General features: G+C 67.7%; 11 protein-coding genes and 1 riboswitch. Of the genes, 6 read left to right on the forward strand and 5 right to left on the reverse strand.

The features are described from left to right. Window positions 1-21: 21 nt before the first annotated feature. The 3 genes from ACN0RJ_RS20255 to ACN0RJ_RS20265 are packed head-to-tail and all read left to right on the forward strand — an operon-like array spanning window position 22 to window position 2,926. A complete protein-coding gene (locus ACN0RJ_RS20255) occupies window positions 22-1,191 on the forward strand; it encodes a D-alanyl-D-alanine carboxypeptidase family protein (RefSeq protein ID WP_417722304.1) in 1,170 nt (389 codons plus the stop codon). Continuing rightward, window positions 1,188-1,805, forward strand: coding sequence for a dTMP kinase (gene tmk / locus ACN0RJ_RS20260; protein WP_417722303.1), 618 nt, complete (start codon window positions 1,188-1,190; stop codon window positions 1,803-1,805). Before ACN0RJ_RS20255 ends, tmk begins: the two co-directional genes overlap by 4 nt. Then, window positions 1,802-2,926 (forward strand): DNA polymerase III subunit delta', encoded by a 1,125-nt coding sequence (locus ACN0RJ_RS20265; protein ID WP_417722302.1) that lies wholly within the window; start codon window positions 1,802-1,804, stop codon window positions 2,924-2,926. Before tmk ends, ACN0RJ_RS20265 begins: the two co-directional genes overlap by 4 nt. Before the next feature lie 54 nt (window positions 2,927-2,980). Here the strand turns inward: ACN0RJ_RS20265 and ACN0RJ_RS20270 are convergent, their stop codons facing one another. Then, the gene (locus ACN0RJ_RS20270) at window positions 2,981-4,042 is read right to left on the reverse strand and encodes an Mrp/NBP35 family ATP-binding protein (protein WP_417725470.1); all 1,062 of its coding nucleotides are present in this window, start codon (window positions 4,040-4,042) and stop codon (window positions 2,981-2,983) included. Between the two features lie 237 nt (window positions 4,043-4,279). Here ACN0RJ_RS20270 and ACN0RJ_RS20275 point away from each other — a divergent pair, with 237 nt between their 5' ends. Both ACN0RJ_RS20275 and ACN0RJ_RS20280 read left to right on the forward strand, forming a co-directional pair. Continuing rightward, entirely contained in the window at window positions 4,280-4,498 is a 219-nt protein-coding gene (locus ACN0RJ_RS20275) for a DUF1127 domain-containing protein (protein ID WP_417722300.1), read from the forward strand. 580 nt (window positions 4,499-5,078) lie between these two features. Next, window positions 5,079-8,120: a valine--tRNA ligase gene (locus tag ACN0RJ_RS20280; protein ID WP_417725471.1), complete on the forward strand. Its 3,042-nt coding sequence runs from the start codon at window positions 5,079-5,081 to the stop codon at window positions 8,118-8,120. A gap of 85 nt (window positions 8,121-8,205) precedes the next feature. On the opposite strand, the gene ACN0RJ_RS20285 is transcribed toward ACN0RJ_RS20280, so the two are convergent. The 4 genes from ACN0RJ_RS20285 to metZ all read right to left on the reverse strand — a co-directional run bounded on the left by ACN0RJ_RS20285 (window position 8,206) and on the right by metZ (window position 12,535). Continuing rightward, entirely contained in the window at window positions 8,206-9,654 is a 1,449-nt protein-coding gene (locus ACN0RJ_RS20285; RefSeq protein ID WP_417725472.1) for a TrkH family potassium uptake protein, read from the reverse strand. Between the two features lie 97 nt (window positions 9,655-9,751). Continuing rightward, window positions 9,752-9,979: a hypothetical protein gene (locus tag ACN0RJ_RS20290; protein ID WP_417722297.1), complete on the reverse strand. Its 228-nt coding sequence runs from the start codon at window positions 9,977-9,979 to the stop codon at window positions 9,752-9,754. A gap of 164 nt (window positions 9,980-10,143) precedes the next feature. Next, window positions 10,144-11,238 (reverse strand): GTP cyclohydrolase FolE2, encoded by a 1,095-nt coding sequence (gene folE2 / locus ACN0RJ_RS20295; RefSeq protein WP_417722296.1) that lies wholly within the window; start codon window positions 11,236-11,238, stop codon window positions 10,144-10,146. Window positions 11,239-11,353: 115 nt separating this feature from the next. Further along, on the reverse strand, window positions 11,354-12,535 hold the full coding sequence (gene metZ / locus ACN0RJ_RS20300) for an O-succinylhomoserine sulfhydrylase (RefSeq protein ID WP_417725473.1): 1,182 nt from the start codon (window positions 12,533-12,535) through the stop codon (window positions 11,354-11,356). Window positions 12,536-12,601: 66 nt separating this feature from the next. Beyond that, window positions 12,602-12,679, reverse strand: a riboswitch (SAM riboswitch). 111 nt (window positions 12,680-12,790) lie between these two features. On the opposite strand from metZ, the gene ACN0RJ_RS20305 reads away from it, so the two are divergent. Continuing rightward, on the forward strand, window positions 12,791-13,720 hold the full coding sequence (locus ACN0RJ_RS20305) for a hypothetical protein (RefSeq protein ID WP_417725474.1): 930 nt from the start codon (window positions 12,791-12,793) through the stop codon (window positions 13,718-13,720). The last annotated feature ends 21 nt before the right edge of the window (window positions 13,721-13,741 follow it).

The following is a 13,741-nucleotide window of genomic DNA, read 5'->3' on the forward strand; positions in this document are numbered from 1 at the left end:
ACCAAGGACAGGAGCTGCCCCATGATCCTTTCCCTCCGCACCCTGATGGCCGGGGCCGCCGCAGCCGCGCTGCTGACCGGCCCCGCCAGTGCCTTCGACACCAAGGCCCGCGCCGCCTACGTGCTGGATTACACCACCGGCACCGTGCTGATGGCCAAGAATGCCGACGAATCGCTGCCGCCTGCCTCCATGTCGAAGCTGATGACGCTCTACATGGCGTTCGAGGCTGTCCGCGACGGCCGCCTGCAGCTCGACGAGCGTCTGCCGGTCTCCCAGCACGCAATGTCCTACGGCGGCTCGACCATGTTCCTGAACACACAGGACCGGGTCGAGGTCGAGGACCTGCTGCGCGGCATCATCGTGCTGTCGGGCAACGACGCCTGCGCCGTCATCGCCGAGGCGCTGAGCCCGGACGGCACCGAGGCGGGCTTTGCCAATCTGATGACCCGCCGGGCGCAGCAGCTCGGCATGACCAATTCCGCCTTTGCCAATGCCAGCGGATGGCCCGCCCCCGGGCACCGCATGTCGATGCGCGACCTGTCGCTGCTGGCCAGCCGGATCATCGAGGATTTCCCGGAATTCTACCCGATGTTCGCGGAAAAGACCTTTGCCTTCGACGGCCGCGCGCCCTCGAACATCAACAACCGCAATCCTCTGCTGAAGCTGAACATCGGGGCGGACGGTCTCAAGACCGGCCACACGACCGAGGCGGGCTACGGGCTCGTCGGGTCTGCCAAGCAGGGCGACCGGCGGGTGATCTTCTCGATGGTCGGGCTCGGCTCGGAACGCGAGCGGGCCGAGGAAAGCGAAAGCATCGTCAACTGGGCCTTCCGGCAGTTCGCCGAACGCAAGCTGGTCCGGAAGGATACCGAGATCGCCCGCGCCGATGTCTGGCTCGGGGACGAGACGAGCGTCGGCCTCGTGGCGCAGAAGGACGTGACGCTGCTTGTCCCGGTCACCCCCGGCACGCGGCTGGAGGCGGAGGTGGTCTATACCGGCCCGCTGCGCGCGCCCATCGTCGAAGGTCAGAAGCTCGCCGAACTGGTGATCCGCCCCGAGGGTCTGCCCGAACACCGCCTGCCGCTCTTCGCGGCCGAAGCGGTGGGCAGCGGCGGTTTTGCCAAGCGCATGATGGTGGTCAGCCGCACGCTGCTGGCACGGCTTCAGGCTCCGTCCGAGGAGGCGATGTGACCACGGGCGGGCTCTTCGTCAGTTTCGAAGGCATCGACGGATCGGGAAAGTCCACGCAGGCGCGGCTGCTGCGCGATCACCTCCGGGGCGCCGGCCATGAAACCCTCCTGACGCGGGAGCCGGGAGGCTCTCCCGGCGCCGAGGAAATCCGCGCGCTGGTGCTGCAGGGCGACCCCGACCGCTGGTCGGCGGAAACCGAACTGCTGTTGTTCACCGCCGCGCGGCGCGATCACCTGGAACGGACGATCCGCCCGGCGCTGGCGCGCGGCGCCATCGTGATCTGCGACCGCTTTGCCGATTCCAGCCGCGCCTATCAGGGCCGGGGCGACCGCCGCGGCATGGTCGACAGCCTGCACGCGCTGATGATCGGCGTGGAGCCGGACCTGACCATCCTGATCGACATGGACCCCGAGGCCGCCCTGTCGCGCGCCAAGGCCCGCGCCACCGCCGAGGAACGGTTCGAGGATTTCGGCATCGCGCTGCAACAGGGGATGCGGGCGGCCTTCCTCGCGCTGGCCGAGGAATTCGCGCCGCGCTTTGCGGTGATCGACGGCAACCGCGCGCCGGAGACCGTGGCCCGCGACGTGGCCGCAACGGTCGGGGCGCGGCTGTGAGCGCGGATGCCGATATCCCCGAGGCCGACCGGGTCGACGGCGCCCCCCACCCGCGCGAAACCCTGCAGTTGTTCGGTCAGGCGCGGGCCGAGGCGGATTTCCTGGCGGCCCATACCACGGGACGGCTGCACCACGGCTGGCTGCTGACCGGACCGCGGGGGCTCGGGAAGGCAACCCTCGCCTGGCGGATCGCCCGGTTTCTGCTGGCCACACCCGCCGCGCCGGAGGACGACGGGCTGTTCGGCGCCCCGCCGCCGCCCGAAACGCTCGGGATTCCGGCGGATCATCCTGTGGCCCGCCGCTCGCGCGCACTGTCCGAACCCGGCCTGTTCCTGCTGCGGCGACCCTGGGACGACAAGGCGAAACGGCTGAAATCCGTCATCACGGTCGACGAGGTGCGGGCGCTGAAGGGCTTTTTCACCCTCAGCGCCACCGATGGCGGTCGGCGGGTGGTGATCGTGGATTCCGCCGACGAGATGAACCCGAACGCCGCGAACGCCCTTCTCAAGCTGCTCGAAGAGCCCCCGGCGCGCACGACTCTCCTGCTGGTCAGCCATCAGCCCTCGCGGCTGCTGCCGACGATCCGGTCGCGCTGCCGGGAATTGCGCCTGACGCCGCTCGGGGCATCGGACATGGAAGAGGCGATCCGCCAGGCCGGGGCCGACATCGCCCCGGCAGAGGCGGCGGCTCTGGCGGAATTGTCGGCAGGCTCGGTCGGCGCGGCGATGCGGCTGCTCACGCAGAACGGGCTGGGCCTTTACGGCGACCTCGTGCGGCTGGTCGGCACCCTGCCGATGCTGGACCGCCCCGCGGCCATCGCGCTGGGCGAAAGCGCGGCGGGCCGGGGCCAGGAAGCGCGGCTCGACCTCGTGCTGACGCTGACGGACGTGCTGCTGTCCCGCCTCGCCCGGACCGGCGTGACCGGCGCCCCCCCCGCCGTGCAGGCGGCGCCGGGCGAAGCGGCGATGCTGTCGCGGCTGGCGCCGGATGCCGCCTCGGGGCGGGCCTGGGCGCAACTGGCACAGGATGCGGGCGACCGCGCGCGCCATGCCCGCGGGGTCAACGTCGATCCGGCGGCGCTGGTTCTCGACCTCGTGCTTCAGATGCGCAAGGTCGCCTGACGGGCGCGACCGTCCCGTCGCGCCCGGTCTTTCGACGAAGAATCGCCGCCCTGCTCAGACCACGCCACCCTTGATGAGGCCCTCGGCCAGTTGCCGGTAGGCCAGCGCCATGGCGCTTTCTCCCAGCGCGACGGGACGCCCGTCATCCCCGGCCAGCCGGGTGTCGAGGTCGATCGGCAGTTGCGCCAGCAGCGGCACGCCGATGCGGGCGGCCTCGGCCGCCGCCCCGCCGTGACCGAAGATATGCGCCTCGTGGCCGCATTCGGGGCAGACGAAGAGCGACATGTTCTCGATCAGCCCGAGGACCGGCACCTTGAGCGTGTCGAAGGCATCCAGCGCCTTGCGAGCGTCGATCAGCGCCACGTCCTGCGGGGTCGAGACCACGATGGCCCCGGCCAGCTCGGATTTCTGCCCGAGCGAGAGCTGCACGTCGCCGGTCCCCGGCGGCAGGTCGATGAGCAGCACGTCCAGCTCGCCCCATGCCACCTGCATCAGCATCTGCTGCAGCGCCCCCATCAGCATCGGGCCGCGCCAGACCACCGCCTTTTCCTCGGGCAGCATGAAGCCGATGGACATGAGCGTCACGCCATGCGCCTCGAGCGGAATGATGGTCTTGCCGTCCGGGCTGGCCGGGCGTTGCGAGATGCCGAACATGCGGGGCTGCGACGGGCCGTGGATATCGGCATCCAGAAGGCCGACCTTCTTCCCGGCCCGCGCCAGCGCCACGGCGAGGTTGGACGACACCGTGCTCTTGCCGACGCCGCCCTTGCCCGAGCCGATGGCGATCATGCGCCTGACGCCGGGAGGGTTCATCGCCTCCTGCTGCGGCTTGGCATGGCCGCCGATCTTGAGCGGCGGCGGCTTCGGCGCCGAATGCGCCGTCAGCGCGACGCTGACCGAGGCGATTCCGGGAACCGAGGCGACGGCCCGCTCGGCGGCGGCGCGCAGCGGTTCCATGTGCCGGGCCATCTCGGGGCTCGGCGCCTCGATCACGAATCTCGCCAAACCGCCTTCAATACTGAGGGCTCGAATCATGTTTCGCGAAATCAGGTTGCCGCCATCGGGCAGGTCGAGCCCCGCCAGCACCGATTTCACCTCGTCGACCAGATCGGTCATGTCCTGTCCTTTCCGCTGTGTGCAAGCCGACGTGGGGTCACCTTGCACCAGGCGCAATGCGCAAACGTCCTTCGCACAATCATTACGCTTAACGCATTGCAAACGCTTGTCGAACTACCTTTCGCAATATGCGCCGACTGCATACCGGCAATGTATCTTCGCTGTATTGTGCAGTTGCAGCATTTGCCCCATGTTAACGGCAACAACGATGTAACGCCCTACAGGCAAGAGATGACAATGGCATACGCAACGGAAACTGGTACTCGCGCTCAAAGCGGTTTGACCGCACGGCTCTTCGCCCTGGTCGAAGGCCTCAAGGCGAACGCGGCGCGCCGCCGGGTCTTCAAGCAGACCTACTCGGAGCTGGCCTCCCTCAGCAACCGCGAACTGAGCGACCTCGGGCTGAACCGCTCGATGATCCGCCGGATCGCATGGCAGGCCGCCTACGAGGCCTGAAACGACATTCCGATTTCGCCGGGCTCTCTCCTCCTCCCTGAGCCTGACGGATCCGGCGGCGACCTCTCTCCTCCTCCCTGAGGTCGCCGCCACCCTGAACAACGAACCGCAAGGTTCACGGCATCGGGCGCCCACTCCTCCTCCCGGGCGTTTCGTGTCAGCGGCGGCACCTCTCCTCCTCCCTGGTGCCGCCGCACCTCATACCGGGCCCTTCGGCCCACAGTTTCGGAGCGCCTCTCCTCCTCCCTGGCGCCTTCGATACGCGGCGGCACCTCTCCTCCTCCCTGGTGTCGCCGCACCTCATGACGGGCTGCGGCCCGAACCGGATCGGATCTCTCTCTCCTCCTCCCTGAGAGATTCGTGAATTGAACGGCGGCGCCTCTCCTCCTCCCTGGCGCCGCCGTTTTTTTGTTGCCGGTGCAGAGGGCGCTGCCCTCTCTTGGCCTGCGGCCAATTCACTCCCGGGATATTTCGGGCCAGAAGATGCCGACGGGGATTTGACCCTTCCGAGCCTTTCCCTTTGCATGCGGTTTCGCTAGAGCATGCGGAACACGCAAGGACAGGTACGGGGGCCGGACCCATGGCTATGGAAAAGACATTCGACGCGGCCGAGGCCGAGGCGCGCATCCATGACGCCTGGGAGCGTTCCGGGGCCTTTGCCGCCGGGGCGAACGCCTCGCGGGAGGAGACCTTCTGCATCATGATCCCGCCGCCGAACGTGACGGGATCGCTGCACATGGGGCATGCGTTCAACAACACGCTTCAGGACATTCTTGTCCGCTGGCACCGCATGCGGGGGTTCGACACGCTCTGGCAGCCGGGGCAGGATCATGCCGGCATCGCCACGCAGATGGTGGTGGAGCGGGAACTGGCCAAGGCCGGGGCGCCGGGTCGGCGCGAGCTCGGGCGCGAGGCCTTCACCGCGAAGATCTGGGAGTGGAAGGCGCAATCCGGCGGCACCATCGTCAACCAGCTGAAGCGCCTCGGCGCCTCCTGCGACTGGTCGCGCAATGCCTTCACCATGTCCGGGGCCGAGGGCGCGCCGACCGGGGAGAGCGGCAATTTCCACGATGCGGTCATCAAGGTCTTTGTCGACATGTACGACAAGGGGCTGATCTATCGCGGCAAGCGGCTGGTGAACTGGGACCCGCATTTCGAGACGGCGATTTCCGACCTGGAGGTCGAGAACGTCGAGGTCGCGGGTCACATGTGGCACTTCAGATACCCGCTCGCGGGGGGCGCGACCTATACCTACGTGGAGAAGGACGCGGAGGGGAATGTGGTGCTCGAGGAGGAGCGCGATTACATCGCGATCGCCACGACCCGGCCCGAGACGATGCTGGGCGACGGTGCGGTCGCGGTGCATCCCTCGGACGAGCGCTATGCGCCGATCGTCGGCACGCTCTGCGAGATCCCGGTGGGACCGAAGGAGCACCGCCGCCTGATCCCGATCATCAGCGACGAATACCCCGATCCGACCTTCGGCTCGGGCGCGGTGAAGATCACCGGCGCGCATGATTTCAACGACTACCAGGTGGCCCGGCGCGGCGGCATCCCGATGTACCGCCTGATGGACACCCGCGCGCAGATGCGCGAGGACGGGCTGCCCTATGCCGAGGCCGCCGCCGTCGCGCAGGCGGTGGCGCAGGGCGCGCGCAGCCTGACCGAGGCCGAAGCCGATGCGTTGAACCTCGTGCCCGACCACCTTCGCGGGCTCGACCGCTACGAGGCGCGCAAGCGGGTCGTGCAGGAGATCACCGATGACGGCCTCGCGGTCATGGTGCCGGTGCCGCCCGAGGCGTCCGAGGGCGAGGTCTGTCTCGACGGCGGGATGATGCCGCTGGTCGAGAACAAGCCGATCATGCAGCCCTTCGGCGACCGCTCGAAGGTGGTCATCGAGCCGATGCTGACCGACCAGTGGTTCGTCGACACCGCGCGCATCGTCGGGCCCGCGCTCGACGCGGTGCGCGACGGCACGGTGAAGATCCTGCCGGAATCGGGCGAGAAGACCTATTACCACTGGCTGGAGAACATCGAGCCCTGGTGCATTTCCCGCCAGCTCTGGTGGGGGCACCAGATCCCGGTCTGGCACACGCCCGGCTTCGGGGACGAATGGCGGTCCTTCTGCGCCGCGACCGAAGAGGAGGCTCTGCGCAAGATGCATGACTTCTTCGGCGAGGAGGCCGAGTTCCTCATGGTCGAGGATGCCGCCGCCGCGGAGGACATGCTCGCCGACCTGCTGCAGAACGGCACGGATTACACCGGGGTCGATCAGCGGCACCGCGCGCAGGCGATCCCGGTCTTCCGCGACCCGGACGTTCTGGACACCTGGTTCTCGTCCGGTCTCTGGCCGATCGGAACCCTGGGCTGGCCGGAGAAGACCCCGGAATTGCAGAAGTACTTCCCGACGGACGTGCTGGTGACGGGCCAGGACATCCTGTTCTTCTGGGTTGCGCGCATGATGATGATGCAGCTTGCTGTGGTGGAGGAAGTTCCGTTCCACACGGTCTACCTGCACGGGCTCGTGCGCGACGCCAAGGGCAAGAAGATGTCCAAGTCGCTCGGCAACGTGGTCGATCCGCTGGAGATCATCGACGAATACGGCGCCGATGCGCTGCGGTTCACCAATGCGGCGATGGCCTCGCTGGGCGGGGTGCTGAAGCTTGATATGCAGCGGATCGCCGGATATCGCAATTTCGGCACGAAGCTCTGGAACGCCTGCCGGTTCGCCGAGATGAACGAGGCCGCCGGGCGCGATCTTTCGTCCGGGGATCGTCCCGCCCCCGCGGTCACGCTGAACCGCTGGATCCTGGGCGAGACCGCGCGGGTGCGCGAGACCGTCGATGCGGCGCTTGCGGAGTATCGCTTCAACGACGCGGCGAATGCGCTCTATGCCTTTGTCTGGGGCAAGGTCTGCGACTGGTACGTGGAATTCTCCAAGCCCCTGTTCGCCTCCGAGGATGCGGCCGTGGCGGAGGAGACGCGGGACACCATGTCCTGGGTGATCGACCAGTGCCTGCTCATGCTGCACCCCTTCATGCCGTTCATCACGGAAGAGCTCTGGGGCACGCTCGGCTCACGCGACAAGATGCTCGTGCATGGCGACTGGCCGGACTACGGCACCGCCGAACTGCTGGACCCGGCGGCCGATGCGGAGATGACCTGGGTGATCGCGCTGATCGAGGGCATCCGCTCGGCCCGGGCGCAGATGCACGTGCCCGCCGGGCTGCATGTCCCCGTCCTCGTGACCGAGTTCGACGCGGCCGCCCGCGCCGCCTGGGCCGCGAACGAGACGCTGATCATGCGGCTGGCGCGGCTGGAGGGGCTGAGCGAGGTTCCGAGCTTTCCCAAGGGCTGCGTGACGGTTCCGGTGGGTGGCGCGACCTTCGGCCTGCCGCTGGCCGACATCATCGACGTCGACGCGGAGCGCGATCGCCTGGAAAAGGCACTGGCCAAGCTCGGCAAGGAACTGGGCGGTCTGCGCGGGCGGCTGAAGAACCCGAAGTTCGTGGAGAGCGCCCCCGAGGAGGTCGTCGAGGAGACCCGCGACAACCTCGCGGCCCGCGAGGAGGAAGAGGCCAAGCTGAAGGAGGCATTGGCGCGCCTGATCGAGCTCGGCTGAGACTGAGCGACTGCCCCGACCGTGCCATGCGCGGCACGGTCGGGACTCCCCTGCCCGCTGAATTCCGCGGGAACGCCCGGTACCGTCAGCCGCGCCAGAAGCGCAGCGTGAAAAGGGTAAAGACGGCCATCACTTCGAGACGGCCCACCAGCATGGCAAAGGCCAGCATCCATTTCGCCGCATCGTTGAGACCCGCGAAATTGCCCGCCGGGCCGATCTGATCCCCGAGGCCGGGCCCGATGTTGCCGAGCGCGGTGGCCGCGCCGGAAACCGAGGTCACGAAGTCAAGGCCGGTCATGCCGAGCCCGACCGACAGCACCCCCAGCGACACCGTGAAGAAGACGAAGAAGCCCATCACCGAGCTCAGCACGTCATCGGAGACCGGGCGCCCCTCGAAACGCGGCGTGAAGATGCCGTGCGGTGCGCGGATGCGCCTCAGCTGCACGCGGATCGAGGCGAACAGAAGCTGGTAGCGGAAGATCTTGACCGAGCAGGCGGTGGATCCGGCGCAGCCCCCGATCAGGCCGATGAAGAAGAACAGCGTGATCAGGAAGGTGCCCCAGCCCATGTAGTCGACCGAGGCATAGCCGGTTCCCGAGATGATCGAGGTGATGTTGAACAGCGCCTCTCGGACCGCCTGTTCGGGGTGGTGCGGAAAGATCCAGAGCAGCGTCACCGAGACCACCAGCACCAGCGTCCCGATCGTATAGAGGAAGGCGCGGACCTGGCTGTCCTTGAGGATGGCGGTCTGGTGGCCGTTCAGGATCTGCACGTAGCGCACGAAGGGCAGCGCCGCGAGAATCATGAAGACCGAGGCCACGTATTCCGCCGGGCCCGAGAAGGTCCCGAAACTGGCGTCGTAATTCGAAAACCCGCCGGTCGAGACCGTGGTCAGCGCATGCACCGTCGCGTCGAAGACATTCATCCCGCAGATCATGTAGGCGGCGGTGCAGGCCAGGGTGAGGCCGACATAGATCGCCGAGATGGAGGAGGCGATCTCCGCCGCGCGGGGCAGGATCTTGCCCATGGTCTCGAAGGCTTCGGACCGGAAGATCTGCATCCCGCCGACGCGCAGTTCGGGCAGGAAGACCATGGCGACCACGATGATCCCGATGCCGCCCAGCCATTGCAGCATGCCGCGCCAGAGAAGCAGGCCCTTGGGCAGGGAATCGAGGCCCGCGAAGACGGTGGAGCCGGTGGTCGTCATGCCGGACATGGCTTCGAAGAAGGCGTCGGTGAAACTGGCCCCGGTGGCGCCGAACATGAAGGGAATGCCGCCGAACAGCGGCAGGGCGACCCAGACCGTGACGGTGAGCAGGAAGGTCTGCTGGAGGGTGAGCCCTTCCTTGACGCCATTGGCGCAGGCGAGGGCCACGAGCCCGCCGCTCAACATGGTGACGAGCGAGGATTCCAGGAAGACATGCCATTCCCCCCGCCCTTCGGCGATGTCCACGAGCATGGGCAACAGCATGGTAGCGCCGAGCGTCGTGACCAGCAGGCCGATGACATAGGCGACGGGGCGGATGTCGAACATGCGCAGAGCGTTGGCCTGCCACCGCGCGGGTGTCAAGCGCGCCCAAATTCCTTTCAAGGAATTTGCAAAAGTCTTGAAAGACTTTTGGGCGCCCGGCTCAGCCGGTGAGAAGATCCCGGAACACGTGGCCGACGATATCCTCGCGCGCGAGGCCCATGTGGGCAAGGTCGCTGTCCGATTTCGATTCGAGCGCGATGATGTCGCGCATCCTTGCCCGGCGCAGGGCATAGGGGTTCACCCCGAGCCCCACCGTGACGAAGTACATGTCGATCTTCTGCCGCAGGGATCCGCGCCCCATGCCGATCTGTACGTTGCTCATGGTCATTCGGAAACCTCCGGTCAGCTTCGGTTTCCTCCCGACTGGAAGTCTAGCGCAAAAGGTGAAGATTTCATGGAGGTGCCGATCACGTTTTGCTGCATTGCAGCAAAACGGTCGGAGAGGCGCCGCCCCTTGGGGCAGTGCCTCCGATCCGGGCAGCTGGGGGGGTGTCAGCCGACGTGGAACAGGCTGGCAAACAGCCGGGGGTCGAGCGAATCCGCGGCAAATGTGGTGCCTTCGGTCAGAACCGACACCGCATCGTGCGAATGCAGGCTTTCCTGGTGGCTCGCCACGACGCGGAAATCTCCGACGCGGGAATCCGCTTGCATCTGCTCCGCGAACAGACGGGCCGCATCTTCGACGAATATCGGATTGGCGGCGTTCAGCTCGGCAAAGGCCTGCTCGTCCTCACGTTTCACCATGACCTGCGTTTCGGTCGGCACGGCGCGGCGGCACATCTCGACCAGGTCTTCGAACCAGAGGCAGTCGCCGCACAGAACCTCGACCGAGATCCGCGCCACGGAGCGCTGCGAATGCGGCGTCGCGAGCTGGCCGCGGGTACGGCGCGCGTGTTCGGACAGCTCCAGCGAACACGGGCAGGTCGAGGAATAGACGTAGTCGAGATGCATGATCTTGCGGCGCACGCCGTCCTTCTCGACCAGTTCGAGCGCGATGTCGTAATACTGGTAGCCCGACAGGCCCGAGCGCAGGCTGCGCACTTTCATCGGAAAGCTGAGGCGCATCTGGATGCGCGCATCGAAGCTGTCGAGGTCGGACTTGTAGTCGTCCAGCGCCGCTTCGATCACCTCGAAGGAAAAGGTCTCCTCAGCATGCGCATAGAAGCTGCGCATGATGCGGGACATGTTGATGCCCTTCTTGTCCGCCTCGAGGCTCACCGTGCCGGTGACCGAAGTTTCCAGCAGCAGATCGCCGTTGTCGCGCGTGTGGAAGCGCACCGGCAGGCGGAAGTTCGAAATGCCGACGTGCTGGATCGCCCGCCGCTCGCCGCGGATCAGCGAGGACGGCCCGTTCTGCAGATCCGGCAGCGTGGCGCGGTAGGTCTCGCCCGCGCGGAAGTCGGCCGGATAGTCGCGCGACAGGTCCGGGTAGGGATCGGCCCCCGGCACGAAGGCCGACAGGGCCGGGTCGAGGGCCGCAATCTCGGCATCCTGCGCCTTGTCCGTCCAGCGGCGCAGGAGGGCGAGCGCGGCTTCGGCCTCTTCGCGGCTCGGCTGGCGGTCGACGTCGGGTGTGTGCACGTTCATGATCTCGGCCCTCCTTCGGGCGGCTTCCTGCCTTAGATAGGGTCATTGCCCCCGGACTTCCACAAGTTCCGGGGGGTATACGCCCGAGCGGCGGGAACGGATCACCCGTGGCGCATCACGCCCGGTCGAGCGCCTGCAGGATGTCGCCCACGAGGTCGGCGGTATCCTCGATCCCCACGGAGAGGCGGATCAGCCCGTCCCCGATGCCGAGCGAGACACGCTGCTCCGGTGCAAGGCGCTGGTGCGTCGTGGTTGCCGGATGGGTCGCGATCGACTTGGCATCGCCGAGGTTGTTGGAGATCAGGATGATCTCGAGCGCGTTGCAGAAGGCAAAGGCCGCCTCCTTGCCGCCGGCGATCTCGAAGGACACCACCGTGCCGCCCTTGCCGCCCAGTTGGCGCTGCGCCAGCTCGTGCTGGCGGTGCGAGGGCAGACCGGGATAGCTGACCGAGGTCACCTTCGGGTGATCGGAGACCGCCCTGGCGATCTCCTCGGCAGAGGCGGCCTGCGCGCGCACCCGCAGGTCGATGGTTTCGAGGCCCTTCAGCATGATCCAGGCCGTGAACGGGCTCATGGCGGCGCCGGTGTGCTTGAGATAGGGTTCGACGGTCTTGCGGATGAACTCCCGCGTGCCGAGGATCACCCCGCCGAGCGCCCGCCCCTGCCCGTCGATATGCTTTGTCGCCGAATAGATCACCACATCCGCGCCCTGCGCGATGGCGCGGCTGAACACCGGGGTCGAGAAGACGTTGTCGACCACCACCAGCGCGCCGGCCTCGTGGGCGATCTTCGCAACGCCCTCGATGTCGACCAGCTCCAGCGTCGGGTTGGCCATGCTTTCGAAGAACACCGCCCGCGTGCCGGGCGTCACCGCCGCGCGCCAGGCGTCGAGATCGGCGCCGTCGACCAGCACCACCTCCACGCCGAAGCGCGGCAGGATCTCTTCGAGGATGTAGAGACAGGAGCCGAACAGCGCCTTGGCCGCGACGACCCGGTCGCCCGCCTTGAGCATCGCGGTCAGCGCCCCGTTGACCGCCGCCATGCCGGAGGCGGTGGCAAAGGCGTCCTCGGCCCCTTCGAGCAGCGCGATGCGTTCCTCGAACATGGCGACCGTCGGGTTGCCGTAGCGGGCGTAGATGTATTCGTCCTCGCCCGCCTTGATGAACCGCGCTTCGGCCTGTTCGGCGCTGTCATAGGCAAAGCCCTGCGTGAGGAAGATCGCCTCGCTCAGCTCGCCCCACTGGCTGCGTTTGGTTCCGCCGTGCACGAGGTCCGTGCGCTTGCCTCTGTTCGTCATATCCGTCCCTCCGGGCGCCCTCTGCAGGCCCCAATGAAAAAGCCCCGTTCGCGGTCAAAGCGAAAGGGGCCCCCTCGTCTGACCTCTTTAGCGGAATGTTTAACGTGGCCCGCAATCCGGTAACAAAGCGCCACGCAGGCCCAATACGCCCGTTGCGTTTTCCGGTCAAGACCGTGACGGGCCCGTAACCGGGACTTCACGCGGCGGGCGTAGCGCTCTGAGAGGAGCAGACCGCAAGATGTGGTGGAGGCACGGATGCCCCTGATCCAGGTAGACGCCCGCGATACCTTTCCGGCGCTGCATGCCAGCCCGGCCCCGCTGCTGCCCGCCCTGCGCCATGTGCTGAACGGACCGGCCTGCGGCTCGGGCGCGGTGACGATCATGGTTCACGGCTTCTCCTACCAGCCCGGCCTGCCCGGCCATTGCCCGCATGACAGCCTGCTGAGCCTTGCGCCCCGCCGCACCGGCCCCCGGCTGGCAAGCTGGCCGCAGCACCTGGGGTTCGGGCGCGGCGCGCGGAACGAGGGGCTGGCCATCGGCTTCGGCTGGCAGGCACGGGGGTCGATCTGGCAGGCCCACGCGGAATGCACCCGCGCGGGGCATCAGCTTGCCCGACTGGCGGAATCGGTGAAACGGCTCGCGCCCGACCGGCCGCTGCACGTGGTGGGGCATTCGCTCGGCGCGCGGGTGGCGCTCTGCGCGCTGGCCGGGGCGGAGGCGGGCAGTTTCGACCGGCTGATCCTGATGACCCCGGCGGACCATGCCGCCAATGCCGCCGCCGCGCTCGCCTCGCCCGCAGGCCGCGGGGTCGAGGTTCTGCACGTGGCCAGCGGCGAGAACCTGGTCTTCGACCAGCTCCTGCAACGGCTGGTGCCGCCGCCCGTGCCCGGCGACCGGATCATGGGCCTCGACCCCGATCCGCTGCCGAACCTCGCGCGGCTGCGGATCGACTGCGCCGAGACGCTCGCCGCCCTGCGCCATGCGGGCTTTCCCGTCGCCCCGCCGCTGCGGCGCATCTGCCACCGTTCGCCCTACCTGCGGCCCGGCCTGTTCCCGCTTTACCGCGCCTTTCTGGCCGGGGCGCCCGACCTTGCCGCGCTGCGCCGGATGCTCGCCCCCCGCGCCCGCACCCGCCGGGCAGCCGGGCGCGGCCCCCACCCGCAGGCGGCCACCCTCCCCGCCTGAGAGCCGCGACTGCCGTAACGG

The sequence above is a fragment of the Salipiger sp. genome, from assembly GCF_048261495.1.
In the GTDB taxonomy this organism is placed as follows: domain Bacteria; phylum Pseudomonadota; class Alphaproteobacteria; order Rhodobacterales; family Rhodobacteraceae; genus Salipiger.